Origin of the sequence: Sphingomonas elodea ATCC 31461 (assembly GCF_000226955.1) — a bacterium.
In the GTDB taxonomy this organism is placed as follows: domain Bacteria; phylum Pseudomonadota; class Alphaproteobacteria; order Sphingomonadales; family Sphingomonadaceae; genus Sphingomonas; species Sphingomonas elodea.
This window is the reverse complement of record NZ_AGFU01000052.1, coordinates 1-22466: the sequence shown is the minus strand read 5'-3', so window position 1 is coordinate 22466 and position 22466 is coordinate 1. Positions and strand designations below refer to the sequence as shown.

Below are 22466 nucleotides of genomic sequence, written 5' to 3'. Positions count from 1 at the left end.
CGCCGTCAGAGAAGAAGCCCACCGACCACCGCCAGCGCGCCGAGCGCCGCGGCCGCGCGAGCCAGCCGCACGTCGTAGGTAAGGCCGAGCAGGACCAGCGCAGCGGCAAGCGGCAACATCCCGGCCCAGCGTACCAGTGCGAGCGGCCAGTCGGGCTCGAGGAGCGCGGCGAGGAACGCGGCGCAGAGCAGGCCCGCGCCCGCCCGGCGCAGCTGTCCGGGCCGCACCCGCGGCAGGGCATTGCCGAGCAGTGCCGGGGCATGGCGCGGCATCGCGGCGGCGAGTGCGAAGAAGCCCATCAGGGTCAAACCGGCGGCGATCATGCCAGCTGCGCCCGCGTGCGGCGGCGCGGCGTGGGGGCAGGGCGGCGCCACTGCCGCCATGCCAGCCAGCCGCTGGCCCCGGCAGCGACGAGCAGCGCACCGCTGACGCCCGCCTGCACGCCGTCGGCGAACGCGCCTCCGGGCAGACCCGCCGCCGCGCACTCCAGCGCAAGGGTTCCGAGCAGGACGGCCCAGGCGTGGCGCGGGGGCAGCAGCGTGCCCAGCAGCACCGCAGCCCCTGCGCTCCACAGGGCAATCGACACCTCCGTCTCGGCACGGGCGGGCAGCCCCAGCGGCACCAGCCGGTTGGCGAGCAGGAAGGCGACGCATCCGATCGGTACCCCGGCGAGCACGCCGGCATTCAGCCGCTCGACGATGCGGTTGCCCCGGCTGAGGGGGCCTCGCTCGCGGCGCTTGACCACCCACAGCACCATGCCGCTCGCCACGGCGAGGGTGAGCATCGCCCCGCAGAGGAAATAGAGCCAGCGCGTCGCCAGCGGGGCGAAGCGCGCGAGGTGCAGGCCATAGGCCACGCCATAGGTCTGGAGTGCCGGTCGGGCCTCGGTATAATCGGCAAGTACCCGGCCGGTGATGCCGTCAAAGCTTACGGCGCCCGCGGCATAGGCGATCTGCCGGGCATCGTCGCGGAACATGGTGACGACGGCAGCGGCATCGCCGGGGTGCTCCACGGTAACCCGCCCGACCGGCCGGCCCAGCCGCCGCTCGGCCTCGCGCAGCATCGGTGCCAGCGGGGCGAGGGAGCCGGGCCTGCCCGCTGCGGGGCGGTCGACATGGCCGGGCTGGAAGGCCTGGAACATCGCGGCCATGTCCTTCCCGTAATTGGCGCTGATCGCCCAGGGCATGGTCAGGGTGGCCAGGGTCAGCAGCCCGGTGAAGCTGATCATCAGGTGGAAGGGCAGGGCCAGCACGCCCAGCGCATTATGCCCGTCCAGCCAGGAGCGCTGGCCCTTGGCGGGGCGGAAGGTGAAGAAGTCCTTGAAGATGCGGCGGTGGGCGATGATTCCGGTGATCAGCCCCAGAAGGAGTATTGCCGCCGCCAGCGAGGCGAGCAGGCGCCCCCAGGGGAAGGGCATCTGCAGCTCGAAATGCAGCCGGTAGAAGAATTCGCCGCCCAGCGTCTCCCGCGGCACGGGCGCGCCGGAGACGGGATCGAGCGCCCGATAGACGAAGCCGGTGCCGGGATCGTAGGTCGCCTCGACCGTGTTCATGCGATCGTTGGGCAGGGTGAGATACCAGCCGAACGAGTTGGGCGCATTCTTCGAGAGCCAGCCGGTGGCGGCGGTGAGCGCGGTTGCGCGATCGGCGGTCGCGATGGTTTCGGGTCGCATCCAGCGGCCGATCTCGGGCTTGAACACGCTGAGCGTGCCGGCCAGGCACATCACGAACAATACCCAGCCGAGCAGCAGCCCGGTCCAGCCGTGCAGCCACGCCATCACCTGGCGGGCGCCGTCGCGGACCGCGCTCATGCCGCCGGCATCCCGGCGGCCCAGGCGACCCCGGCCAGCAGCGCGGCCGAGCCGAGCACGCCTGCCAGCGCCCGCAGCGGCCCGGGCGCGAGGAACGCCCAGATCGTGACCCCGGGGGCGACGAGGAAGGCGAGCATGGTCGCGGGCACGATCGCATCCAGGCGGTTCATCGGCAGGGTGCGTGCCGCCGCCGCGGCAAAGCAGGCCGCCACCAGATAGGCGCCGATGCTGCCGGCCACCGCGCGCGTCGCGATGTTCGCCCGGTAGCCCCAGCCTCTGCGGAGATGCGCCCCCATGGCCGGCCTCAGTAGCTGAAGCTGATGCTGCCGAGCACGCTGCGCGGCGGCGCGTAGAAGGCCTGGCCCCACATCAGGCTGCCCAGATAGCTGCTGTCGGTCACGTTGCGGACGTTGATCGCGGCGCGGACGTGATCGACCAGCCGGATGCTCGCCATCAGGTCGAGCACGGCATAGTCGTCTTGCGTGACGGTGAAGTCCGGGCTGCGGATGGTGTTCTGCCAGCGAAGCTGGGCGCCCATCTTGAGGTCGCGCAGATCCGGCACCGTGTAGGTGGTGGCGAGCTTGAGGCTCTTGGTGGGGATGAACACGCGGGCGGCCTTGCCGGCATCGTCCTCGATCTCCAGGCCGGTATAGCCGCCGCTGATCGTCCAGTTGTCGGTCACCTTGCCGGTCAGCTCGATCTCGAAGCCGCGCGAGGTGGTGTCGAGGCCGCTATAGTAGCTGCCGCCCGGCTGGCCGGGGTCGCCCGGGCCGAAGGTGCCGGCGAAGGTCGCGAGGTTCTTCTGCTTGGCGCGGAACAGCGAGGCGGTGGCGTAGAGCCGGCCGCCGAACCAGTCTGTCTTGAGCCCGCCCTCGATGCTGGTGCCGGTCACCGGATCGAGCCGGCGGCCGGTCCGGTCCACTTCGATCTGCGGATTGAAGATGTCGGTATAGCTCGCGTAGACCGATACGTTCCTGGTCAGGTCGTAGGTCAGCCCGGCATAGGGGCTGACGCGGCTGTTCTTGCGATACTGGTCGGCGCCGTAGGAGTATCCGCTCGACTTGAGCCAGGTCGCGCTGCCGCCGACCACTGCCTTCAGCCGATCGGTGACGTTGAGGTGCGCGGCACCATAGGCGCGGGTCACCTCGGTGCGGCTGTCGGCCTCCAGCGTGATCGGCCCGGTGCCGGGATCGGCAACCACCGCGCTCGAAAGGTTGGGCACGGCGGGATAGACGACATAGTTGTTGCCGACGCCTTGCCACTGGCGATTGTCGAGCCGGCCCGTCGAGACGCCGAGCGCCAGCTGGTGCTCGCGCCCGAACAGGTGGAGCGGACCGGATGCGGTGAAATCGCCGAGATACTGGTCGGTCTCGGACGGATAGGCGCCGACCTGGCCGGAGATGCCCAGCCCGGTCGTCTTGTCCGGCGCGCCGAAGGCATAGAGGAGGCGGGCCTGCTGCTGGTTGTTGGCGTAGGTGAACACGCCCTTGGCCTGCCAGCCCTTGCCCAGATCATAGGCGAGTTCACCGAAGGCGCGCTGGTCGGTGGTGTCCCAAAAGGTCCAGGGCGCCGAGGTGGTCGCCGAGCGCGCATAGGGGATGCGGCTGCCGTCCTTGTAGGTGAGCGGCAGCGCGCCCCACAGCACGCCGTCGGCGTTATTGTCCTGACGGCTGTAGCCGATCGTGGCGGTGAGTTGCGGCGTGACCTTCCAATCGGCGATCAGGCCGTACACGTTGCGATTGACGCGGTTGTAGTCGAGATAGCTGTCGCGCTGCTCGTGCGCATAGACGGCGCGGACGCCGACCGTATCGGTGACCGGCACCGAAATATCGGCCTCGCCGCGCCAGCGGTTCCACGAGCCCGCCTGCGCGGTGGCGGTCGCCTGCAGCGTGCCGGTGGGGCGCTTGCGGACATAGTTGATCGTGGCCGACGGATTGCCGACCCCGGTCATCAGCGCATTGGCGCCGCGGATCGCCTCCACCCGCTCGAACAGCGCGGTGTCGAGGTCGCCATATTGGATGCCATAGGGAAGCGGCAGGCCGATCCCGTCGACCTGGAAGCTGTTAATGTCGAAGCCGCGCGAGTTGTAATAGGTCCGGTCGCTCTCGACGCGCTCGACATTGATGCCGACGGTCTGGTCGAGCAGGTCGTTGATGTTGGTGAGCTGGAAATCCTGGATCCGCGCCTGGTCGATGATGGTGATCGACTGCGGAGTCTCGCGCGGCGTGAGCGTGAGACCGGTGGCGCTACGCGAAGGCTGGGTGGCCGCGCCCGTGACGACGATCTGGCTCTGCTGATCGTCGTTGTCCGGCGCGCCATCTCGGCCAGCGAACGCGGTGCCGGGCAGTGCAAGCAGCGCGGAGGTGAGCAGGGCGGTACGCAGCGACAGAGGCATGATCCAGCTTTTCCCTTTGGGTCTCGGTGTGTGGGCGAGCCTTTAGAGACACTGAATATTGCGAGTCAATCGCATTATCAAAATTATGGGAGACGGGTCAGCGGCGGCTCTTGGCAATCCGCATCACGTAGCTGATCACCTCGGCGACGGCGGCATAGTGCTCGACCGGGATCGGCTTATCGAGGTCAGCGCTGGCATAGAGCGCACGGGCGAGCGGGCGGTTCTCGACCAGCGGGATGTTGTGCTCGGTCGCGATCTCGCGGATCTTGAGCGCCAGCGCGTCGACGCCCTTGGCCACCACGATCGGCGCGGCCATGGCGCCGTGATCATATTGAAGCGCGATCGCATAGTGGGTCGGGTTGGTGATGACCACGCTCGCCTTGGGGACGTTCGCCATCATCCGGCTCTTGGCGCGCTGCATCTGGAGCTGGCGGATCTTGCCCTTGATCTTCGGGTCGCCCTCGCTCTCCTTATACTCGTCCTTCACTTCCTGCAGGCTCATCCGCATGCGCTTGGTGTAGGACAGGCGCTGCCAGACGAAGTCGAACAGCGCGAGCGCGCCGACCAGCATCGCGATCGGGCGCAGCATCGCATGGACGATGTCGCTCGCAGCGGTCCCCGCATCGACCAGATCGGCGCCGACCAGTCGGTCGATGGTCGCGGCATGCGGCCAGGCGATCGCCGCGGCGATGCCGGCGACCAGGCAGAGCTTGGCGAAGGTCTTGAAGAACTCGACCAGCGCCTGCTTGCCGAACATGCGTTTGGCGCCGTGGAAGGGGTTGAGCTTGTTCCACTTGGGCTTGATGCGCGACCAGGCGATCATCGGCCGTCCCTGCAGTACGCCGCCCAGAACCGCGAAGCCGAACAGCGCGGCGAGGATCGGCATCAGCGCGGTGCCCATGGCGGCGAACAGGCCGGTGGCGAAGTTCTGCGCGCCGTCCGGCTCCATGCGGAAATCGTCGGCGCCGCCCCACAGGCGGACGAACAGGTTGCCGCATTGCTGGACCGTATAGGTGCCGAGGCCGCCCATCACGACCAGCGCCGCGACGAACATCGCGGCATGGCGCATCTCCGGCGCCATCGGCACGTCGCCGCGTTTTCGCGCGTCTTCGAGCTTCTTGTCGGTTGGTTCCTGAGTCTTGTCGTCGGACTCCCCGCCGCCGCCGCCGGCCATTACCAGCCCTTTTGCAGCGCGTCACCCATGGCCTGGGTGAAGAAGGTCAGCATGGTGCCCATCGTCGTGATCGCCAGCGCAATGCCGAGCAGCAGGTTGAGCGGCTGGGCGATGAAGAACACCTGGATCGCCGGCGCCACCCGCGCGGCAAGGCCCAGTGCGACGTTGAACACGATGCCATAGACAAGGAACGGCGCGGCCAGGCTGATCCCCAGCGTCATCGACCGGCCGATTGCCTGCACTGCCAGTTCGGCGAAGTCGTGCATCGGCGGCATGCCCCCGATCGGGAAGGTCTGGTAGCTGTGGATGATCGCGCCCAGCCACAGGTGATGCACCTGCGTGCCCATGCACACCAGGGCGGCCACCAGGCCGACCAGCTTGGACAGGATGGGCGCCTGGCTCGCCTGCGCGGGATCGAACATCACCGCGGCGGAAAGGCCGATCTGCGTGCTCATGATCGAGCCTGCCATCGAGATCGAGAAGAACAGGATCTTGACGATCATGCCCATGGCAAGCCCGGTGATCAGCTCGGTCACCAGGATCGCGGGCAGCACCGCGCCGGCCTGCACCGCGCCACGGGCCGGTTCGCCGATCATGCCGTAGAAGGCGAACGACATGGCGAAGGCGATGAACAGCCGGATGCGGCCGGGAATGGCGTCTTCCCCGAACACCGGCAGCAGCATCAGCACCGCGCCTACCCGTGCGAACACGATGAAGAAGGCGGATACCTGCAGTGCGAGATCGGGGGGGACGATCATCCGTGGATGATCATGTCGCTGATCTTGGCCATGAACTGGCCAAGCGCCTGGCCCATGGTGGGCAGCATCAGCAGGAACACGACGCCCATCGCCAGCAGCTTGGGCACGAAGGTGAGGGTGGTTTCCTGGATCTGGGTCAGCGCCTGGAGCAGGCCGATGAACACGCCGACGATCAGCGAGGTAAGCAGCAGCGGTCCGGCGACGGTGAGAATGAGCATCAGCGCGGATTCGGTGAGGCTGATCAGCTGCGCGGGGGTCATCGGTTCAGGTTCCCGCCGTCAGATCTGCATGCGCATGATTTCGCTGTACGCGCCGACGACGCGGTCGCGTACCGCCACCATGGTGTCGAGCGCGGTCTCGGCCGCGCCGATCGCGGTGACGACGTCGATCAGGTCGCCCTTGCCGGCCACCTGCTTGGCCGAGGCGGTTTCGGCCGCGCGCAGCTTGTCGGCGGTGCCGCCGACCAGATTCTCTACCATCGCGCCGAAGCCCGAGTTCTCGCCGCTGCCGATTTCGCCGCCGCCGGCGGCCTTGCCCAGCCCGCCGCCGAGCGAGGCGACGCGGCCATAGGCCTTGCTGGCGTCCAATGCTCCGATAGACATTCGTGCTACCCCTTATTTGAGCAGATCAATGGTGCGCATCGTCAGGCTCTTGGCCGCTTCGATGGCGTTGAGATTGGCTTCGTAGCTGCGCTGCGCCGCCTTCATGTCGGCGCTTTCGATCAGCCCGCTGACGTTGGGCCGGAGGACATAGCCCTGCGCATCCGCTGCCGGATGACCGGGCTGGTACACGCGGGTGAAATTCGACTGGTCGCCCTGGATCGACTTGACCTTCACGCCGGTGGCGCCGGTCGCGCGATCGACCGCCGCCTGGAAGCTCACCACCTTGCGGCGATAGGGATCGCCGCCCGGCGTATCGGAAACCGAATCCTGGTTCGCGAGGTTTTCCGCAATGACGCGCATCCGCAGCGATTGCGCGCGCAGACCCGAGGCGGAAACGCCCAGCGAAGCATCCAAATCCATCGTTGATCCTCCACGGCCTCGAAATCGGCCCATGCGGTCATTGTAGGCAATTTTTGCCGGGCCGGGCGCCGGGGGCGGAAAAAAGGTTCCTATAACTCTCTTGGGAAAGGGAGTTGCATGTCCGTACTCGATGGAATCATGATCGAAATGTCGGTGGTGCTCGGCTCGACCGAAGTGCCGGTCCGGCAGATCCTGCAGATGAGCCGCGGCGCGATGATCCCGCTGGACTGCGGCCAGGACGACCCCAGCATGGTCTATGTGAATGGCGAGCTGGTGGCCCTTGGGCGCATCCTGGTCGACGGCGAGGTCATGTCGCTCGAGATTTCCGAACTCGTGAAGAAGTCGCGTAACTGATGGATCTCTTGTCGATGTTGCGTACGCTGGGCGCGCTGAGCCTGGTGTTGGGGATGCTGGCGACGGCCCTGTGGGTCGTGCGTCGCTATGATCTGAAACTGCCGGGCCGCGTGACCGGCGGGGGGCGCAAGCGGGTGGAGCTGGTCGAGCGGCTGGCGGTGGACGCCAAGCGCTCGGTCGCGCTGATCCGGCGCGACGGCTGCGAACATCTCATCCTGATCGGCCCCGAAGGCCATGCCACGATCGAGACGGGCATCACCCCGCCGGCCGCGCCGGTGGTGGAGACTGCCGCCGCGCCGGAGACTCCGGCCAAGATCGAGGACGATCTCGCCAATCTGAAGGCAGGTGTCGCCAAGCTGGCCGGCAAGCTCGACTTCAAGGGCATGGTCGACAAGCTGCGGCCGGACGCGGCGCCCGCACCTGCGGACGCCGCCGAAGACGTAGCTGCGCCGGTGGATTCGGCGGTCGTCGCGGAGGATGTGGCGCCGACCCCGCCCCAGGCCGCCAACGACGCCGAGCCTGCCACGCGCGAAGACGCAGCGAAGCCGGCCCCGCGTTCGCGCACCCGCAAAACTCCGACCCGTACCCGCATCGCCCGCGACACCACGCGCTGGAACAAGCGTGCGGTGCGCGAGGCACTGAATGCGTAAACTATTCGCCGCGGCCGCACTGCTGATCGTGCTGCCGGTCGCGGCGCACGCGCAAGCAGTTGCGCCTGCTGCCCAGGCGGCGCAGGCAGCCGCGCAGGGCGCGACTATCACCATCGGCGGCGAAGGCCCGCTGTCGGCCAAGGCCATCCAGCTGGTGCTGATGCTCACCGTGCTCAGCCTGGCCCCGGGCCTGCTGATGACGGTGACCAGCTTCACCCGCATGGTGGTGGCGCTCTCGCTGCTGCGCACCGGCATCGGCACGCCTGGCGTGCCGCCCAATCCGGTGATCATCAGCCTCGCGCTGTTCCTCAGCTTCTTCGTGATGGCGCCGACCTTCGAGAAGGCATGGAGCGAGGGCGTCGAGCCCTATACCAAGGGCAAGCTCACCGAGGTCGCGGCGTTCGAGAAGACGACCGAGCCCTTCCGACAGTTCATGCTGGGCCAGGTGCGCGACAGCGACCTCAAGCTGTTCGCCGACCTCGCCAACAAGAAGATCGCGACCCGGGCCGAAACGCCGCTGACCACGCTGGCGCCGGCCTTCATGATCTCCGAACTGCGCCGCGCGTTCGAGATCGGCTTCATGCTGCTGCTGCCGTTCCTGGTGATCGACCTGGCGGTGTCCGCCGTGCTGATGGCGATGGGCATGATGATGCTGCCGCCACCGACGATATCGCTGCCGATGAAGATCATCTTCTTCGTGCTGGTCGATGGCTGGGCGCTGGTCGCGGGCTCGCTGGTGAAAAGTTTCACCCATTGAGGTTCTTCCTCCCGACGGGGGAGGGCCGTCGAAACGGAAGCGTGGGTACCGCGCCGTTCGCCACGCTGCCGTCATCCCGGCGAAAGCCGGGATCCATTCGCCTCCAGATTTCAGCAAGAGCGGGTACGGAGAGGCCAATGGATTCCGGCTTTCGCCGGAATGACGGTCGATCGCGTGGTCAAGGAAACGCCATCACACCTGCAACCCCACCGCCGCTTGCGCCGCCTTGAGCGTCGGCGCCGCCAGCGCGCTGGCCCGCGCGGCCCCCTGGGCGAGCTTGGCGCCCACTTCGGCGCGATCGTCGAGCAGCGCGGTCAGCCGCTCGCGGATCGGGCCGAGCACCGAGACGGTCAGGTCGGCCAGCGCCGGCTTGAACGCGCCGAAGCCTTGCCCGGCATATTCCTCCCCCACCGATTGCGGATCGCGATCGGCAAGTGCTGCGAAGATCGTCACCAGGTTGCGCGCCTCGGGCCGGTCGACCAGCGCGTCGAAGCTGTCGGGCAGCGGCTCGGGATCGGTCTTGGCCTTGCGGCACTTGGCGGCGATCGTGTCGTTGTCGTCGATCAGGTTGATGCGGCTCAGGTCCGATGGATCGGACTTGGACATCTTCGCATTGCCGTCGCGTAAGGACATGATCCGAGGTGCTGCCTTGCTGATCAGCGGCTCGGGCAGCGGGAACAGCTCTACACCGAAGTCCTGGTTGAACTTCGTCGCGATGTCGCGGGTCAGCTCCAGATGCTGTTTCTGGTCCTCGCCGACGGGCACGTGCGTCGCCTGGTAGACGAGGATGTCGGCCGCCTGGAGAACCGGATAGGTGAACAGCCCGACGCTGGCGCCGTCGCGGTTCTTGCCTGCCTTGTCCTTCCACTGGGTCATGCGGTTGAGCCAGCCCATCCGCGCGGTGCCCTGGAGGATCCAGCACAGCTCGGCATGGGCGGGAACGCGCGCCTGGTTGAACAGGATCGAGCGGTCGTCGATGCCGGCGGCGAACAGCGTCGCGGCCATCTCGATCGTGGAGTTGGCGAGCTCCTGCGGGGTCACCGTGCCGGTGAGCGCGTGGAGATCGGCGAGGAAGAACAGGCACTCGCCCTGATCCTGCATCGCGACCCACTGCTTGATGGCGCCCAGATAGTTGCCGAGGTGAAGATTGCCGGTGGTCTGGATGCCCGAGACGACGCGCATGGGATAATCACTCCGCACCCGGTTGACCGTTCGGCCGTTGGACCGGCCGCGGGTCCATGGGCGGCGGGGGTGCTTGAGGCCGCGCGAATTGCCAGGACGCGGGCGCTCTAGCGCGCGGCGCGGCGGCGGACCAGCGCCTTGATGTCCGATATCAGGAAGGCGCGGGTGGCGAAGCTGGCAGCGACGTAGATGGCGCAGCCCGCGCCGACCAGCAGCACCAGCCCCGTATAGCGCTCCCAGATCCGGCCGTTCAGCCACGGATCGAGCAGGCTGGCCCCCGCCCAGAGCGCCACGCCCATCAGGATCGCGGCCAGCGCCAGGCGCGGTACCCGGCGGGCGAGCTGCGCGTCGACGACGAAGTGCCCGCGCTTGCGCAGCGTAAGGTACAGCATCGTCACGTTGACGGTGGAGGACAGCGCGGTCGCAAGCGGCGGACCCAGATGCGCGATCAGCGGAATCAGCGCGAAATTGGCGGCGATGTTCACTGCCACCGCAACCATGGCGAGGCGCACCGGCGTCCGGGTATCCTGCCGCGCGTAGAAGCCGGGGGTGAGCACCTTGACGATGATGTAGGAGGGCAGGCCGATCGAGAAGCCGGCCAGCGCCCAGGCGCACTTCACCGTGTCCTCGGGCGTGAAATGGCCGTACTGGAACAGTCCGCGGACGATCGGTTCGGCGGCGACGATCAGCGCCACCATCGCGGGCAGGGTGAGGAATAGCGCCAGCTCCATGCCGCGATTCTGTGTCTCCATCGCCTCGGCGTCCTTGCCGGCGCCGAGCAGGCGGGAGATGGTGGGCAGCAGGATCGTGCCCAGGCCGATGCCGATCAGCCCCAGCGGCAGCTGGTTCAGCCGATCCGCATAATAGATGTACGAGATCGATCCTTCGCCGAGCAGCTTGCCCGACAGCGAGGTGGAAATGACCAGGTTGAGCTGCGTCACGCCCGCGCCGACCGCGGCCGGCAGGATCAGCGTCATCAGCCGGCGCACATCGGCGTCGATCCGCGGCAGGCGCGGGCGCAGCGACACGCCCGAGGCGCGGCAGGCCAGCGCCAGCCAGCCGAGCTGGAGCAGACCGCCGATCGGCACCGAGATCGCCTGCACCCGTGCGGTTTCCTCCGGGGTGCCGTGGAAGAAGTAGAGGCCGCCCACCATCGCGACGTTGAGCAGGATCGGCGCGGCGGCGTTGACCCAGAACTTGTCGAGCGAATTGAGGATGCCGCCGAGCAGCGAGGCGAGGCAGATCAGCATCAGATAGGGAATGGTGATCCGTGACAGCTGCACCGCGAAGGCGAACTGTTCCGGCGTCGGATGCTGCTTCTCGAAGCCGCCCGATAGCAACGCGGTCAGCGGCCATGCCGCCGCCAGCGCGATCAGCGTCATCGCCAGCAGCACCGCGAACAGCATGGAGAGCGTGCGCTCCGCAAAATCATAGGCCGCGCCGCGCTCGCCGTTCACGCCCAGCTTCTGGTTGAACATCGGGATGAACACCGATGCGAAGGCGCCCTCGGCGAAAAAGGCGCGGAACATGTTGGGCAGGCGGAAGGCGACGAGGAAGGCGTCCGACGCGAAGTTCGCGCCGACATAGCGCGCCTGGAGCGAATCGCGGACCAGCGCGAGGATGCGGCTGGCGAGCGTGAGGCCGCCCACCGAACCCAGGCTGCGCACGAGCTTCATCGTAAGTTCGCCGTCCTAGAAGGAAAAGGGGGCGCCACCGACGTGCGGCGCGCCCCCGAAATCAGGCTGGTGCCCGGGTTCAGGCGTGGCCGGCTTCTTCGAAGCCGATCGCGCCTTCCTGCTGGGCGCGCTGCTGCAGGTAGATGCCGGCGAAGTCGATCGGCTCCAGCATCAGCGGCGGGAAGCCGCCGTCGCGGACCTGATCTGCCAGCACGCGGCGCGCGAACGGGAAGAGGATGCGCGGCGCTTCGCCGAGCAGGAACGGATCCAGCGCTTCCTGCGGGATGTTGCGGAGCGCGAACAGGCCCGCATAGGTGAGGTCGACGATGAACGCGACCTGCTCGCCGGCCTGGGCGCGGACTTCGATCTTCAGCGCAACCTCGTACACGTCGTCGCCGACCTTGTTCGAGCCGATGTTGAACTGCACGTCGATCGCCGGCGCGGTCTGCTGCTGGTAGATGGCCGGCGCGTTCGGGTTCTCGAACGAGAGGTCCTTCACATATTGCGACAGCACGCCCGCCTGGGGCGCATCGTCGGCGCCATTGCCAGCGGCATCGCCGAATTCGGCGAAGGTGTCGTTCTCGGCCATCCAACTTTCCTCTTTAGATCAGGAGATTTTCGCGCTCCAGGCGCGTTACGGGGCATGCGACTAGCAGGCGTGTGCCGGTGGTGCAATCGCACGACCCATCGTACGGTTTGAATCCAGCGGCGCGAAGGCCTATGTACTAGAGACGGAGGCTTTGGAGGGCCAGTGTTCTACGTCATTCTGTTCGCGATGGTGGCCGGTTTCCTGGCGCTGCGGCTCTATGCGGTACTCGGCAAGCGTACCGGGCATGAGCAGCCCCTGCCGAAACCCGCCGAGGAGCGCGTCGCCGTGCCGCCCGTGACGCGGACGGTCGAGGCGTTGCCGGAGGTGCGCGACTCGGCCAATCGCTCGATCGAGTCGGGCGCGGAAGCCGGTTTGCGCGCCGTGGTGTCGGCCGATCCGAGCTTCGATGTCGCCAAGTTCCTGGAAGGCGCCAAGTCCGCTTATCGCATGGTGCTCGAAGCCTTTTGGAAGGGCGACGAGGAAACGCTGCGCTTCCTGGTGGATGACGATGTGCGCGCCGCGTTCGAGCAGGCGATTGCCGATCGCAAGGCAAGTGGTGAAGTGCTCGACAATCGCCTGATCGCGATCGAACGGGCCACCATTGCCGCGGCCGGCGTGGAGAACAAGCTCGCGCAGGTGACCGTGCGCTTCGATGCGGACATCGTTGCGGTGACCCGGGATGCCGAGGGCAATGTGATCGCCGGCTCGCTGAGCGACGCCGTGACCACGCACGACGTATGGACCTTCGCCCGCAAGCTGCGCAGCGACGATCCGAACTGGAAGCTCGTCGAAACCGACGAAGCCTGAGGGACGGTATGCGGATCTGGGGGGGATTGGCGCTCGCGGGGCTGCTCGGCGCTTGTTCGAGCGGGATCGTTCCTCCCGAAACCGCGTCCCGGCCCGCGCCGGTTCCCCCTGCACCCGCGCGGCCTGCCCCCACCCGCCCACAGCCGGTGCCGTCGCGACCGCAGCCGGGCGTCGTGCTGCCGGAAACCCCTGCGAACCTCCCCGCGCGCCAGCCGACCGGCGCAACGCCGCTGCCCGCGATGCCGGCCACGCCGGTTGCGGGTGCCGCGACGGCGGCCGCCGCCGGACTGGTCGCAGGTCCGCCGATCGAGACGCTGCCGATCGCTGCGGACAATGCCCAGCGGGCGCTGGCGGCCTTCAAGCTGAGCTGCCCCGGCCTGCTTCGCCGCACCGATGCATCGGGCCTTACCCGTGGCAGCGACTGGGCGGACGCCTGCGCTGCGGCGGCTGCCTGGTCTGGCGATGCGAAAGGCTTTTTCGCCCAGTGGTTCGAAGCGGTGCAGGTTGGCGACGGCGCGGCCTTCGCCACCGGCTATTACGAACCGGAGATCGCCGGCGTTCGCGAACGCCGCGCGGGCTATGACGTGCCGGTCTACGGCATGCCGGACAATCTGATCGAGGTGGATCTCGGCCAGTTCTCGGAGGCGCTGAAGGGCAAGCGCATCCGAGGGCGGGTCGATGGTCGCCAGTTCGTGCCTTATTACGACCGCACCCAGATCGAGCAGGGCGCGCTGGAAGGCCATGCCCCCGTCGTCGCCTGGGCCGCCGATCCGATCGAGATGTTCTTCCTGCAGGTGCAGGGCTCGGGCCGGCTGAAGGGGCCGGACGGGCAGGTGGTCCGCATCGGCTATGCCGGGCAGAACGGCCGCGACTATACCGGCATCGGCAAGCTGATGAAGGATCGCGGGCTGCTCGGCCCCGGCCAGACCTCGATGCAGGGCATCGTCGCCTGGTTGCGCGAACATCCGGACGAGGGCCGCGCGATCATGCGCGAGAACAAGAGCTTCGTGTTCTTCAAGGAACTGACCGGGGCAGGGCCGCTGGGAGCGATGGGCTATCCCGTCGCCGGCTGGACCAGCGTCGCCGCCGACCCGAAGTTCATTCCGCTGGGTGCGCCGCTGTTCCTGTCGATGGACCGCACCGATGCCACCGGGTTGTGGGTCGCGCAGGATACCGGCGGCGCGATCAAGGGGCCGAACCGCATCGATACCTTCTGGGGGGCGGGCGACGACGCCCGTGCCATCGCCGGCGGCATGTCGGCGCGGGGAGTCGCGTGGCTGCTGCTGCCCAAGGGCACGCTGGCCCGTGTCGGCGCGGCCAAGCCGGCGATACCCCAGCCATGAGCGGGCGCGGGCGCCGCAACCTGGCGCCCGAGGAAGCGGCGTTGTGGCAGAAGGTGATCCAGAGCGTGACGCCCCTGCACGGCCGGGCGGCGCCCAGGACCCTGCCGCCCGAACCCCTGCCGGCACCGTCGCCGTCGCCGTCGCCACAGCCACGCCCGGCGCCGCGCAGGCTGGAGGTGCCGACCGGCAAGCTGGTGCCGACCCGTCCGGCCCGTCCGGCGATCACCCTGTCGACCCCGCTGCCCGATACGCATGAGCGCCGCACGCTGGACGCCAGCTGGGACCGGCGCCTGTCGCGGGGACTGGTCGCACCGGAAAGTGCCATCGATCTGCACGGGCACAGTCTCCACGCTGCCTATGACCGGCTCGATGCGGGGCTCGCGCAGGCGATCGCGCGCGGTGACCGGGTACTGCTGCTGGTCACCGGCAAGCCGCCCCGCCCGGAATCGGAGCGGCCCCACGCACGCGGCGCGATCCGGGCCGCGGTCGGCGACTGGCTGGCCGCTTCGCGGCATGCCGACCGCATCGCCGCCGTCCGCCAGGCGCATCCGCGGCACGGCGGGGCAGGGGCGCTGTACATCGTCCTCCGGCGGCCGCGCGCACAGGGCTGAGGCCGAAGTTTCTTAACGATTTCATGCGAAGGTCTGCTGCGTGCGGACAATGGCTCCGTGCGTCGGGGGATTCTTGAAACAACATTCGCCAACACGCTGGGGGGAGCGAAACGGGGCAATGGCCGTGCCGATCGCGGCGCTGCTTGCCGCCATGTTGCTCGCCTTCGGGGCGTTGCTTTGCGGCATTGCGCCGGCACAGCTTCTTCTTGCCGCGGGACTTGCGCTGCCGCTTTCCGTTCTTCTGGCGATGGCTGCCGGGCGGGTTGCCCGCCCGCGGCATCTGGCGGCGCTTGCAGCTGCGGTCGACCGGCTCGATGCGGCGGCGCTCGGCGATCTGGAAAGTCCGTTGCCGCCGGCGCTCGCCCGGGGCGCGCCGCGCCTGGCCCAGTCGATCGGCGACCTGTTCCACAAACTGCACGGCAATCTGGAGAGTGTCCACCGGCTCGCCATGTTCGATACGGTGACCGGCCTCGCCAACCGCCCGCATTTCCGGCGCAGCGCCGAGCGCATGCTGGAGGAAGCCCGCGAGGACAGCCGCGCCGTGCTGTTCTTCATCGATCTCGATCGCTTCAAGGCGGTCAACGACACGCTCGGCCACGCGGTGGGCGACGTGCTGCTCGGCCTGGTCGCCAACCGGCTGCGCGCGGTGGGCGATCAGTGCGCGATCTACACCCATGGCGAAACCCCGCTGATCGGCCGGCTCGCCGGGGACGAGTTCACCCTGTTCTTCCCCCACCTGCCGGATCCCGACATGCGCGCACTGGTCGGAAACAAGGTGCTGGAGGCGCTTTCCGCGCCGTTCGAGCTCGCCGGGCAGCAGGTGTCGATCGGCGCCTCGATCGGTCTCGCGCTGCATCCGGACCACGGCCACACGCTGCACGACCTGATGGGCGCGGCCGATGCGGCCATGTACCAGGCGAAGACCCAGGGGCGCGGCCGGGTGGAGACGTTCAGCGACGGGCTCGCCGCCCAGATGATCGCGCGCGCGCGGCTGGAGACCGAGTTGCGTGCGGCGATCGAGCATGATCAATTCTCGCTCGTCTTCCAGCCGCAGGTGTCGGCCGACGACGGCGCGATCGTCGGCGCCGAGGCGCTGCTGCGCTGGGACCATCCGGAGGGCACCAAATTGCCCGCGGCTTTCCTCGCGCGTGCCGAGGAAACCGGCCTGATCGTCGAGATCGGCGATTGGGTGGTGACGAAGGTGGCAAATACGATCGCCCGTTGGGGCCGCCTCGGCCTGGATCAGCGGCTGGCGGTCAATGTCAGCCAGCGCCAGATCGATCATGCCAGCTTCTTCCGCCATCTCCGCGCCGCGATGCTGGCTGCCAGGGCACCCGCGCGGCTGCTCGAGCTGGAGATCAGCGAAACGCTGGCCATGCATTGCTCCGAGGACGTGTTGCGCGCCATCGCTGCGTTGCGGGCGGCGGGGGCAACGGTCGCGGTCGACGACTTCGGGACCGGCTATTCCAACCTCGCCCGGCTTCGGCGGCTGCCGATCGACCGAGTGAAGCTGGATCGCAGCGTGATCGAGCATGTCGCCACCAGCACCGATGCGCGCTCGATCGCCCAGGCGGTGATCGGCCTGGTGCATGGCCTTGGCTGCGAGGCGGTGGCCGAGGGCATCGAGAGCGAGGCGCAGGCGGCGGTGCTGCGCGTGCTCGGTTGCGACGTGCTGCAGGGCTATGCGATCGCCACGCCGATGGGCGAGGCGGACTTCCTCGCCTGGGTGAAGGGCATGACGCCCCGCCGGGTTACCGCCTGAGCGTTGCTCAGACCCGCCGCAGTATCTCCGCATAGACCCGCGTCAGCGCACGCAGATCGTCGAGCGCCACCGCTTCGTCCAGCTTGTGCATCGTCGCGTTGAGCAGGCCGAACTCCACCACCGGGCATATCCGCGACAGGAAGCGCGCGTCGGAGGTGCCGCCGGTGGTCGACAACTCCGCCTCGACGCCGAGTACGTCGCGGATCGCGCCGCTCACCAGGTCCGAAAGCGGGCCCGGCTGGGTGAGGAACGCCTCGCCATAGACGCAGCCAGTGACATCGGCATGCGGGGCATGGCGGGCGACGATCTCGCGGATGCGTTCGATCAGATCGGGGCCGCGCTGCTGATCGTTGAAGCGGATGCTGATCCGGGCGGCGGCGCGGCCGGGGATCACGTTGGTCGCCTTGTTGCCGACGGCCAGGTCGATGACCTCGATGTTCGACGGCTGAAACCAGGCATTGCCGGCGTCCAGCGTGATCGCGTCGATCTCGGCCAGCGCGCGGACCAGGCGTGGCACCGGATTGTCGGCGAGGTGCGGATAGGCGACATGGCCCTGGCGGCCGATCACCGCGATGTCGATCACCGTCGAGCCACGCCGCCCGATCTTGATCGTGTCGCCCAGCCGGTGCGCCGAGGTGGGTTCGCCCACCACGCAGCAATCGGGCGTCAGGCCGCGCTCCGCCATCCGTTCGATCAGCCTGGGCGTGCCGAAGGTGGCCGGGCCTTCTTCGTCGCCGGTGATGATCAGGCTGGTGGTGCCGCGCTCGGGCACCTCCGCGGCGGCCGCGACAAAGGCAGCGATCGCGCCCTTCATATCCACCGCACCGCGCCCGTAGAGCAGGTCGCCGCGGATCTCCGGGGTGAAGGCACCGCTGGTCCAGCCCTCGCCGGGCGGTACCACATCCAGATGCCCGGCAAAGGCGAGGTGCGGACCGCCGCTGCCGCGCACCGCGAGCAGGTTCTCCACCGGTCCGTCGGGCGCCGCGCCCTCGACGAAGCGCTCGACGCGGAAGCCCAGCGGCGTGACGGCGGCTTCGAGCACGTCGAACACGCTGCCGCGCGCCGGGGTGACGCTTTCGGCACCGATCAGGGCCTTGGTGAGTTCGACGACGTCCTGCACACTACCTCCCACAACTGAGGAGGCGACATTGCCCAAGCTGGACCTGGATACAATCCCGCAGACCAACGCCACCGGCTATCCGGCGCCGTTCGACGGGGCGGTGGCGGCGCGCTGGTACCGTCGGCTGGCGCCCGCATCGGGGCTCACCGCCATGGGGGCCAGCCACGTGGTGCTGAAGCCCGGCGCCTGGTCGTCGCAGCGGCACTGGCACGATAGCGAGGACGAACTCGTCGTGATGCTGTCAGGCGAGGCGGTGCTGGTGGAAGAGGGCGGGGAGACACTGCTGCGTGCAGGCGATTGTGCGGCATTCCCCGCCGGTGTGAAGAACGGACACCATCTGCAGAACCGGTCGGGAGAGGACGTGGTGTTCCTCGCGATCAGCGCGGGGCCAAGGGGAAGCGGCGACTATCCCGACATCGACATGGTGTTCACGCCCGAGGGGTATTTCCGCAAGGACGGCACGCGCTACGAGACCGAGCGGTTGCGGTGACAATTCTTCTTAAGCCCCTCCTCCCTGGAGGAGGGGTTGGGGGTGGAGGGATTCCAGAACGCCTGTTGTGCTCGGTGAGACACCGCCCCACCCCAACCCCTCCCCTGAAGGGGAGGGGCTCAAGAAGGTAAGGCTTCACGCCACCGGCAGCTCGAACTTCTCGATCACCCATTCCTCTTCCTGCGCGCCGGCGATCCAGTCCTGCAGGAAGGGATGCTGGAGCACCGCGAGCATATAGCCCTGTGCGAAACGCGGCACCGGCAGCGAGTAGGTGACGATCCGCGTTACCACCGGCGCGAACATGATGTCGGCCGCCCCGAAGGCGCCGAACAAAAACGGCTCCGCGCCGCCGTAGCGCGCGCGCGCCTGTGCCCAGAGCTCCATGATCCGCGACAGGTCTGCCGCGACATCCTCGTCCACCGGCGCGGGCGGGTAGACCTGACGGATGTTCATGCTGTGCTTGCGGCGCAGGGCCGCGAAGCTCGAATGCATTTCCGCCGCCATCGATCGCGCCATGGCGCGGGCAGCGGGCTCCTCGGGCCAGAACTTGGTGTTGCCGGTCTTGTCGTTCAGATACTCGACGATGGCCAGGCTGTCCCACACCACCGCCTCGCCGTCCCACAGGATCGGCACCTTGCCCGAGGAGGGGGCGAATTCGTCGCCCTCGCGGCGCCGGTCCCAGTCCTGGTCGTAGAGCGGCACCACCGTTTCCTCGAAGGGCAGGCCCGACAGCTTGCAGGCGAGCCAGCCGCGCAGGGACCAGGAGGAATAGGCCTTGTTGCCGATGATGAGCTTCATGCCCCCGGAATAGACGGGGGCGGCGAGCGCAGCAACCGGGCGTTGGCAAAACCGTTGCGAAGGCGCGTCAACATTTCCAGAGTGCGCCCCTGGCGGCAGGGGGCCGCGACTCGGGGGACGACAAGACGATGCTGAAGAAGTGGTGCCTGTTCGCGGCGGCCGCGGCCGTGGCGGTGGCGGCGACGTGCCCGCCGGTAGGGGCACAGGAGAAGGCGTCGGCCGCCAGCGCCACGCCCGCGCCCGTCGCGCCGGGCAAGATCGACACGGCGGTGTTCGCGGAACTGCCGATGCTCGAATCGCCGGAGGTCTCGCCCGACGGCAAGCGCTTTGCCGGCCAGCTGGCGGTGCAGGGCAAGCAGTATTTCGCGGTCGTCTCCTTCGACGGACAGTCGAAGCAGCTGATCGCCACCGGCGAGACCGACCTGAACTGGTGGCGCTGGGTCAATGACGAGTGGCTGGTGATCGGCATCGGCCGGACGATGCCGGTCGAGGGCGACGAGTGGTACATCACCCGCGCGGTGGGCGTGAACGCCAATACCGGCAAGACGGTGATGCTCAACACGCCCGATACCGGGCAGAACGGCGCGCGCCTGATATGGACCGCGCAGGACGGCACGCCGCGCATCCTGCTGGCGGCGCAGACCTCCATCTATTCGAACGAGCCCGGCTTCTGGCCGAAGGTGGACCAGGTGGACGTGTCGACCGGCAAGCACCGGCGGCTGCTCGACGGCCGTGAAGGCGTGATGGACTGGTATGCCGATGCCGCCGGCACGGTGCGCATGGGCATCGGCCGCAGCGAGGACGGCCGCAACCGCCGTCTGCTGTACCGCCCCGACGCGCGCAGCGACTTCCGCGTCGTCGATCGCGCGCGCGGCATCCATGACAGCCTGCTGGTGCCATCGCTGTTCCTGCCCGATCCCGGCAAGGCGCTGGTGGTGCAGGATGACGACAAGGGCTTCTCCGCACTGTGGGAGTTCGATCTTGCGACGATGCAGACCGGCAAGCAGATCTTCGCCGCGCCGGGCTATGACATCAGCGGCCCGGTGGTCGATCCGGTGCGCTCCACCCTGCTGGGCGTCGAGGTGACGGAGAACCGTTCCACGACGCACTGGACCGATCCGGCGATGGCGGCGCTGCAGAAGAATCTGAGCGCCAAGGTGCAGGCCGCACAGGTGGAGATCACCAGCTTCAACACCGATCATTCGGTGGCGATCGTGCGGGTGGGCGATGCGACCGCGCCCGGCGCCTATTTCGTCTATCGCGCCGCCGACGATACGCTCGATCCGCTGGCGATGAACAACCAGACGCTGAAGCTGCGGCGTCTCCACCCGGTGAAGACGATCCACTACAAGGCGCGCGACGGGCTGGACATCGCCGCGGTGCTGACGCTGCCGCGCGGCAGTGCCGGCAAGAATCTGCCGCTGATCCTGATGCCGCATGGCGGCCCCTCGGCACGCGACGAGGAGGAATGGGACTGGTGGTCGCAGTTTCTCGCCGATCGCGGCTATGCGGTGATCAAGCCCAACTATCGCGGCTCGACCGGCTTCGGCACGCCCTTCCTGCAAAAGGCCGAGGGGCAATGGGGTCTGGCGATGCAGGACGACCTGAACGATGCGGTGAAGGCGCTGGCCGACCAGGGCATCGCCGATCCGAAGCGGGTGTGCATCGTCGGCGGTTCCTATGGCGGCTATGCGGCGTTTCGCGCCGCCCAGCGCGACGGCAAGCTGTTCCGCTGCGCGGTATCGTTCGCCGGCGTGTCCGATCTCGGCCGGATGGTCGCCTATGACTCGCAGTTCCTCGGCGGCGGCGCCGGCAAGGACTGGATGAAGGCGCAGGCGCCGGACTTCAAGGCGGTGTCGCCGCTCTACCATCCGGAGGAGTTCTCGACGCCGATCCTGATCGTCCACGGCAAGAAGGATCGCCGCGTGCCGTTCAAGCAGAGCAAGCTGATGGCGGAGCGGCTCCAGGCGGCGGGCAAACCGTTCGAGTTCATCGAGCAGCCCGAGGGCGACCACCACTTCACCCGCGGCGAGGACCGGCTGAGCTTCCTCAAGGCGCTGGAGGCGTTCCTGGCGAAGTACAACCCGGCCTGATCAGGCCTTCACATAGACCCAGGCATGGGTGCCCGAGGCGAGGGGCACCCATGCCCGGACATAATTCTCGCTTTCATAGACGTCCGCTGCGGCCAGCTCCTGCGCCGTCAGCTGGAACACCTTGCCCGCGATCGGCGGACCGTTGCCGGGGACCAGCGCGAGGTGGGTCTCGATGCCGCTCGCGTCGAGCACGGCGGGATCGCGGATCTGGATTTCGGTGACGAGGAAGCCGTGGAGCACGTCGTCGGTGCCTTCCAGCAGCCGTCCGAACTGGCTAAGCTGCACCTGGTCGAGCTGGAGCGTGCCGTAGGAGAAGAGCGGCTCCATGGGCCCTTCTCAGCCGATCGCTTCGAGCACCGCGGCGCGAAGTTCCGGCAGGCCCATGCCCTTGTCGCTCGACGTCGCCAGGATCTCGGGATGGGCGGCGGCGCGCTTGCGGGCCTCTTCCACCGTGCGGGCGGTCACCTCGGCCAGTTCGCTCGCCTTGATCTTGTCGGTCTTGGTGAGCACCAGGCGATAGCTGACGGCGGCGGCGTCGAGCATCTCGAGGATCTCGCGATCGACATCCTTGATGCCGTGGCGCGAATCGATCAGCACCAGCGCGCGCTTCAGCTCCTGCCGGCCGCGCAGATAGTCGTTCACCAGATAGCGCCACTTGCGCACCATGTCCTTGGGCGCCTTGGCAAAGCCATAGCCGGGCATGTCGACAAGGCGGAAGCGCAGCGGCTCGCCCACGTCGAAGAAGTTGAGCTCCTGCGTCCGGCCCGGCGTGACCGAGGTGCGGGCGAGGCTGTTGCGGTTGGTCAGCGCGTTGATCAGCGACGACTTGCCGACGTTCGAGCGGCCCGCGAATGCGATCTCCGGCACGGTCGGCTGGGGCAGATGCTCGAGCGCCGGCGCGGACTTGAGGAAGGTGATGGGGCCGGCGAACAGCTTGCGCGCGGATTCGATCTGATCGGGGTCGAAGGGCATTTTAGTTCACACGCCTTGCTGCGGGAAATTCCTCCCCGGAACGGGGAGGGGGACCATTCGCGCCAGCGAATGGTGGAGGGGCCGCCGCGTCAGCGGCGGGGGG

The 22466-nt window shown here is 68.1% G+C and carries 25 protein-coding genes; 9 read left to right on the top strand and 16 right to left on the bottom strand.

The window, feature by feature from the left end; translation table 11 throughout:
- Positions 1-5 precede the first annotated feature (5 nt).
- The 9 genes from KK7_RS0114490 to flgC all read right to left on the bottom strand — a co-directional run bounded on the left by KK7_RS0114490 (position 6) and on the right by flgC (position 7159).
- Positions 6-323, bottom strand: coding sequence for a DUF3325 family protein (locus KK7_RS0114490; RefSeq protein WP_010545366.1), 318 nt, complete (start codon positions 321-323; stop codon positions 6-8).
- Positions 320-1810 carry a PepSY-associated TM helix domain-containing protein gene (locus tag KK7_RS0114485; protein ID WP_010545365.1) on the bottom strand — a complete coding sequence of 497 codons (1491 nt, stop codon included), beginning with the start codon at positions 1808-1810 and terminating at the stop codon, positions 320-322. Before KK7_RS0114485 ends, KK7_RS0114490 begins: the two co-directional genes overlap by 4 nt.
- Positions 1807-2106 (bottom strand): hypothetical protein, encoded by a 300-nt coding sequence (locus tag KK7_RS0114480; protein WP_010545364.1) that lies wholly within the window; start codon positions 2104-2106, stop codon positions 1807-1809. Before KK7_RS0114480 ends, KK7_RS0114485 begins: the two co-directional genes overlap by 4 nt.
- Positions 2107-2114: 8 nt before the next feature.
- Positions 2115-4205: a TonB-dependent siderophore receptor gene (locus KK7_RS0114475; RefSeq protein ID WP_010545363.1), complete on the bottom strand. Its 2091-nt coding sequence runs from the start codon at positions 4203-4205 to the stop codon at positions 2115-2117.
- Between the two features lie 97 nt (positions 4206-4302).
- The gene (gene flhB / locus KK7_RS0114470; RefSeq protein ID WP_010545362.1) at positions 4303-5379 is read right to left on the bottom strand and encodes a flagellar biosynthesis protein FlhB; all 1077 of its coding nucleotides are present in this window, start codon (positions 5377-5379) and stop codon (positions 4303-4305) included.
- Positions 5379-6137, bottom strand: coding sequence for a flagellar biosynthetic protein FliR (gene fliR, locus KK7_RS0114465; protein WP_010545361.1), 759 nt, complete (start codon positions 6135-6137; stop codon positions 5379-5381). Before fliR ends, flhB begins: the two co-directional genes overlap by 1 nt.
- Positions 6134-6397: a flagellar biosynthetic protein FliQ gene (locus KK7_RS0114460; protein ID WP_010545360.1), complete on the bottom strand. Its 264-nt coding sequence runs from the start codon at positions 6395-6397 to the stop codon at positions 6134-6136. Before KK7_RS0114460 ends, fliR begins: the two co-directional genes overlap by 4 nt.
- An 18-nt stretch (positions 6398-6415) precedes the next feature.
- Entirely contained in the window at positions 6416-6739 is a 324-nt protein-coding gene (gene fliE / locus KK7_RS0114455) for a flagellar hook-basal body complex protein FliE (RefSeq protein ID WP_029623304.1), read from the bottom strand.
- Positions 6740-6751: 12 nt separating this feature from the next.
- Positions 6752-7159, bottom strand: coding sequence for a flagellar basal body rod protein FlgC (gene flgC / locus KK7_RS0114450; protein ID WP_010545358.1), 408 nt, complete (start codon positions 7157-7159; stop codon positions 6752-6754).
- A gap of 117 nt (positions 7160-7276) precedes the next feature.
- On the opposite strand from flgC, the gene KK7_RS0114445 reads away from it, so the two are divergent.
- From KK7_RS0114445 to fliP, 3 genes are read left to right on the top strand one after another with little or no spacing between them, the layout of a single operon-like run.
- Positions 7277-7513 (top strand): FliM/FliN family flagellar motor switch protein, encoded by a 237-nt coding sequence (locus KK7_RS0114445; RefSeq protein WP_010545357.1) that lies wholly within the window; start codon positions 7277-7279, stop codon positions 7511-7513.
- Positions 7514-7527: 14 nt separating this feature from the next.
- Positions 7528-8163: a FliO/MopB family protein gene (locus KK7_RS23270; RefSeq protein WP_237709224.1), complete on the top strand. Its 636-nt coding sequence runs from the start codon at positions 7528-7530 to the stop codon at positions 8161-8163.
- Positions 8156-8920, top strand: a complete 765-nt coding sequence (gene fliP, locus KK7_RS0114435; protein ID WP_010545355.1) for a flagellar type III secretion system pore protein FliP — start codon at positions 8156-8158, stop codon at positions 8918-8920. The genes KK7_RS23270 and fliP overlap by 8 nt, the downstream gene beginning before the upstream one ends.
- Before the next feature lie 192 nt (positions 8921-9112).
- Here fliP and trpS read toward each other — a convergent pair whose 3' ends face one another.
- The 3 genes from trpS to secB form a co-directional block, all read right to left on the bottom strand.
- Positions 9113-10102 (bottom strand): tryptophan--tRNA ligase, encoded by a 990-nt coding sequence (trpS, locus tag KK7_RS0114430; RefSeq protein ID WP_010545354.1) that lies wholly within the window; start codon positions 10100-10102, stop codon positions 9113-9115.
- Positions 10103-10209: 107 nt separating this feature from the next.
- Positions 10210-11778: a murein biosynthesis integral membrane protein MurJ gene (gene murJ / locus KK7_RS0114425; RefSeq protein WP_010545353.1), complete on the bottom strand. Its 1569-nt coding sequence runs from the start codon at positions 11776-11778 to the stop codon at positions 10210-10212.
- A gap of 79 nt (positions 11779-11857) precedes the next feature.
- Complete coding sequence (gene secB, locus KK7_RS0114420; RefSeq protein WP_010545352.1) at positions 11858-12367, bottom strand: protein-export chaperone SecB; 510 nt, start codon at positions 12365-12367, stop codon at positions 11858-11860.
- Between the two features lie 162 nt (positions 12368-12529).
- Here secB and KK7_RS0114415 point away from each other — a divergent pair, with 162 nt between their 5' ends.
- The 4 genes from KK7_RS0114415 (at position 12530) to KK7_RS0114400 (ending at position 16890) form a co-directional block, all read left to right on the top strand.
- Positions 12530-13174 carry a Tim44/TimA family putative adaptor protein gene (locus KK7_RS0114415; RefSeq protein WP_010545351.1) on the top strand — a complete coding sequence of 215 codons (645 nt, stop codon included), beginning with the start codon at positions 12530-12532 and terminating at the stop codon, positions 13172-13174.
- An 8-nt stretch (positions 13175-13182) separates the two neighbouring features.
- Entirely contained in the window at positions 13183-14517 is a 1335-nt protein-coding gene (gene mltA, locus KK7_RS20790) for a murein transglycosylase A (protein ID WP_029623303.1), read from the top strand.
- Positions 14514-15128, top strand: a complete 615-nt coding sequence (locus tag KK7_RS0114405) for a Smr/MutS family protein (protein WP_010545349.1) — start codon at positions 14514-14516, stop codon at positions 15126-15128. The genes mltA and KK7_RS0114405 overlap by 4 nt, the downstream gene beginning before the upstream one ends.
- 118 nt (positions 15129-15246) lie before the next feature.
- Complete coding sequence (locus KK7_RS0114400) at positions 15247-16890, top strand: putative bifunctional diguanylate cyclase/phosphodiesterase (protein WP_010545348.1); 1644 nt, start codon at positions 15247-15249, stop codon at positions 16888-16890.
- A gap of 7 nt (positions 16891-16897) precedes the next feature.
- On the opposite strand, the gene dapE is transcribed toward KK7_RS0114400, so the two are convergent.
- Positions 16898-18010 carry a succinyl-diaminopimelate desuccinylase gene (gene dapE, locus KK7_RS0114395; RefSeq protein WP_010545347.1) on the bottom strand — a complete coding sequence of 371 codons (1113 nt, stop codon included), beginning with the start codon at positions 18008-18010 and terminating at the stop codon, positions 16898-16900.
- Between the two features lie 28 nt (positions 18011-18038).
- Here dapE and KK7_RS0114390 point away from each other — a divergent pair, with 28 nt between their 5' ends.
- Positions 18039-18500 (top strand): cupin domain-containing protein, encoded by a 462-nt coding sequence (locus KK7_RS0114390; RefSeq protein WP_010545346.1) that lies wholly within the window; start codon positions 18039-18041, stop codon positions 18498-18500.
- A 135-nt stretch (positions 18501-18635) separates the two neighbouring features.
- Here the strand turns inward: KK7_RS0114390 and KK7_RS0114385 are convergent, their stop codons facing one another.
- Positions 18636-19298: a glutathione S-transferase family protein gene (locus KK7_RS0114385; RefSeq protein WP_010545345.1), complete on the bottom strand. Its 663-nt coding sequence runs from the start codon at positions 19296-19298 to the stop codon at positions 18636-18638.
- Between the two features lie 128 nt (positions 19299-19426).
- Here KK7_RS0114385 and KK7_RS0114380 point away from each other — a divergent pair, with 128 nt between their 5' ends.
- Positions 19427-21391: an alpha/beta hydrolase family protein gene (locus tag KK7_RS0114380; protein ID WP_010545344.1), complete on the top strand. Its 1965-nt coding sequence runs from the start codon at positions 19427-19429 to the stop codon at positions 21389-21391.
- On the opposite strand, the gene KK7_RS0114375 is transcribed toward KK7_RS0114380, so the two are convergent.
- Together KK7_RS0114375 and yihA are read right to left on the bottom strand one after the other, a co-directional pair.
- Positions 21392-21718 (bottom strand): gamma-glutamylcyclotransferase family protein, encoded by a 327-nt coding sequence (locus KK7_RS0114375; protein WP_010545343.1) that lies wholly within the window; start codon positions 21716-21718, stop codon positions 21392-21394. It lies immediately after the preceding gene.
- Between the two features lie 9 nt (positions 21719-21727).
- Positions 21728-22363 (bottom strand): ribosome biogenesis GTP-binding protein YihA/YsxC, encoded by a 636-nt coding sequence (gene yihA, locus KK7_RS0114370; protein ID WP_010545342.1) that lies wholly within the window; start codon positions 22361-22363, stop codon positions 21728-21730.
- Positions 22364-22466 lie beyond the last annotated feature (103 nt).

What these genes read in the sequence shown, in the direction of transcription:
- KK7_RS0114490 (WP_010545366.1), bottom strand. Translation starts at nt 323, where the DNA reads ATGATCGCCGCCGGTTTGACCCTGATGGGCTTCTTCGCACTCGCCGCC.
- KK7_RS0114400 (WP_010545348.1), top strand. Translation starts at nt 15,247, where the DNA reads ATGGCCGTGCCGATCGCGGCGCTGCTTGCCGCCATGTTGCTCGCCTTC.
- KK7_RS0114445 (WP_010545357.1), top strand. Translation starts at nt 7,277, where the DNA reads ATGTCCGTACTCGATGGAATCATGATCGAAATGTCGGTGGTGCTCGGC.
- KK7_RS0114475 (WP_010545363.1), bottom strand. Translation starts at nt 4,205, where the DNA reads ATGCCTCTGTCGCTGCGTACCGCCCTGCTCACCTCCGCGCTGCTTGCA.
- yihA (WP_010545342.1), bottom strand. Translation starts at nt 22,363, where the DNA reads ATGCCCTTCGACCCCGATCAGATCGAATCCGCGCGCAAGCTGTTCGCC.
- KK7_RS23270 (WP_237709224.1), top strand. Translation starts at nt 7,528, where the DNA reads ATGTTGCGTACGCTGGGCGCGCTGAGCCTGGTGTTGGGGATGCTGGCG.
- fliE (WP_029623304.1), bottom strand. Translation starts at nt 6,739, where the DNA reads ATGTCTATCGGAGCATTGGACGCCAGCAAGGCCTATGGCCGCGTCGCC.
- flhB (WP_010545362.1), bottom strand. Translation starts at nt 5,379, where the DNA reads ATGGCCGGCGGCGGCGGCGGGGAGTCCGACGACAAGACTCAGGAACCA.
- fliP (WP_010545355.1), top strand. Translation starts at nt 8,156, where the DNA reads ATGCGTAAACTATTCGCCGCGGCCGCACTGCTGATCGTGCTGCCGGTC.
- fliR (WP_010545361.1), bottom strand. Translation starts at nt 6,137, where the DNA reads ATGATCGTCCCCCCCGATCTCGCACTGCAGGTATCCGCCTTCTTCATC.
- KK7_RS0114480 (WP_010545364.1), bottom strand. Translation starts at nt 2,106, where the DNA reads ATGGGGGCGCATCTCCGCAGAGGCTGGGGCTACCGGGCGAACATCGCG.
- KK7_RS0114460 (WP_010545360.1), bottom strand. Translation starts at nt 6,397, where the DNA reads ATGACCCCCGCGCAGCTGATCAGCCTCACCGAATCCGCGCTGATGCTC.
- KK7_RS0114380 (WP_010545344.1), top strand. Translation starts at nt 19,427, where the DNA reads ATGCTGAAGAAGTGGTGCCTGTTCGCGGCGGCCGCGGCCGTGGCGGTG.
- KK7_RS0114485 (WP_010545365.1), bottom strand. Translation starts at nt 1,810, where the DNA reads ATGAGCGCGGTCCGCGACGGCGCCCGCCAGGTGATGGCGTGGCTGCAC.
- trpS (WP_010545354.1), bottom strand. Translation starts at nt 10,102, where the DNA reads ATGCGCGTCGTCTCGGGCATCCAGACCACCGGCAATCTTCACCTCGGC.
- secB (WP_010545352.1), bottom strand. Translation starts at nt 12,367, where the DNA reads ATGGCCGAGAACGACACCTTCGCCGAATTCGGCGATGCCGCTGGCAAT.
- flgC (WP_010545358.1), bottom strand. Translation starts at nt 7,159, where the DNA reads ATGGATTTGGATGCTTCGCTGGGCGTTTCCGCCTCGGGTCTGCGCGCG.
- KK7_RS0114375 (WP_010545343.1), bottom strand. Translation starts at nt 21,718, where the DNA reads ATGGAGCCGCTCTTCTCCTACGGCACGCTCCAGCTCGACCAGGTGCAG.
- murJ (WP_010545353.1), bottom strand. Translation starts at nt 11,778, where the DNA reads ATGAAGCTCGTGCGCAGCCTGGGTTCGGTGGGCGGCCTCACGCTCGCC.
- KK7_RS0114405 (WP_010545349.1), top strand. Translation starts at nt 14,514, where the DNA reads ATGAGCGGGCGCGGGCGCCGCAACCTGGCGCCCGAGGAAGCGGCGTTG.
- mltA (WP_029623303.1), top strand. Translation starts at nt 13,183, where the DNA reads ATGCGGATCTGGGGGGGATTGGCGCTCGCGGGGCTGCTCGGCGCTTGT.
- KK7_RS0114385 (WP_010545345.1), bottom strand. Translation starts at nt 19,298, where the DNA reads ATGAAGCTCATCATCGGCAACAAGGCCTATTCCTCCTGGTCCCTGCGC.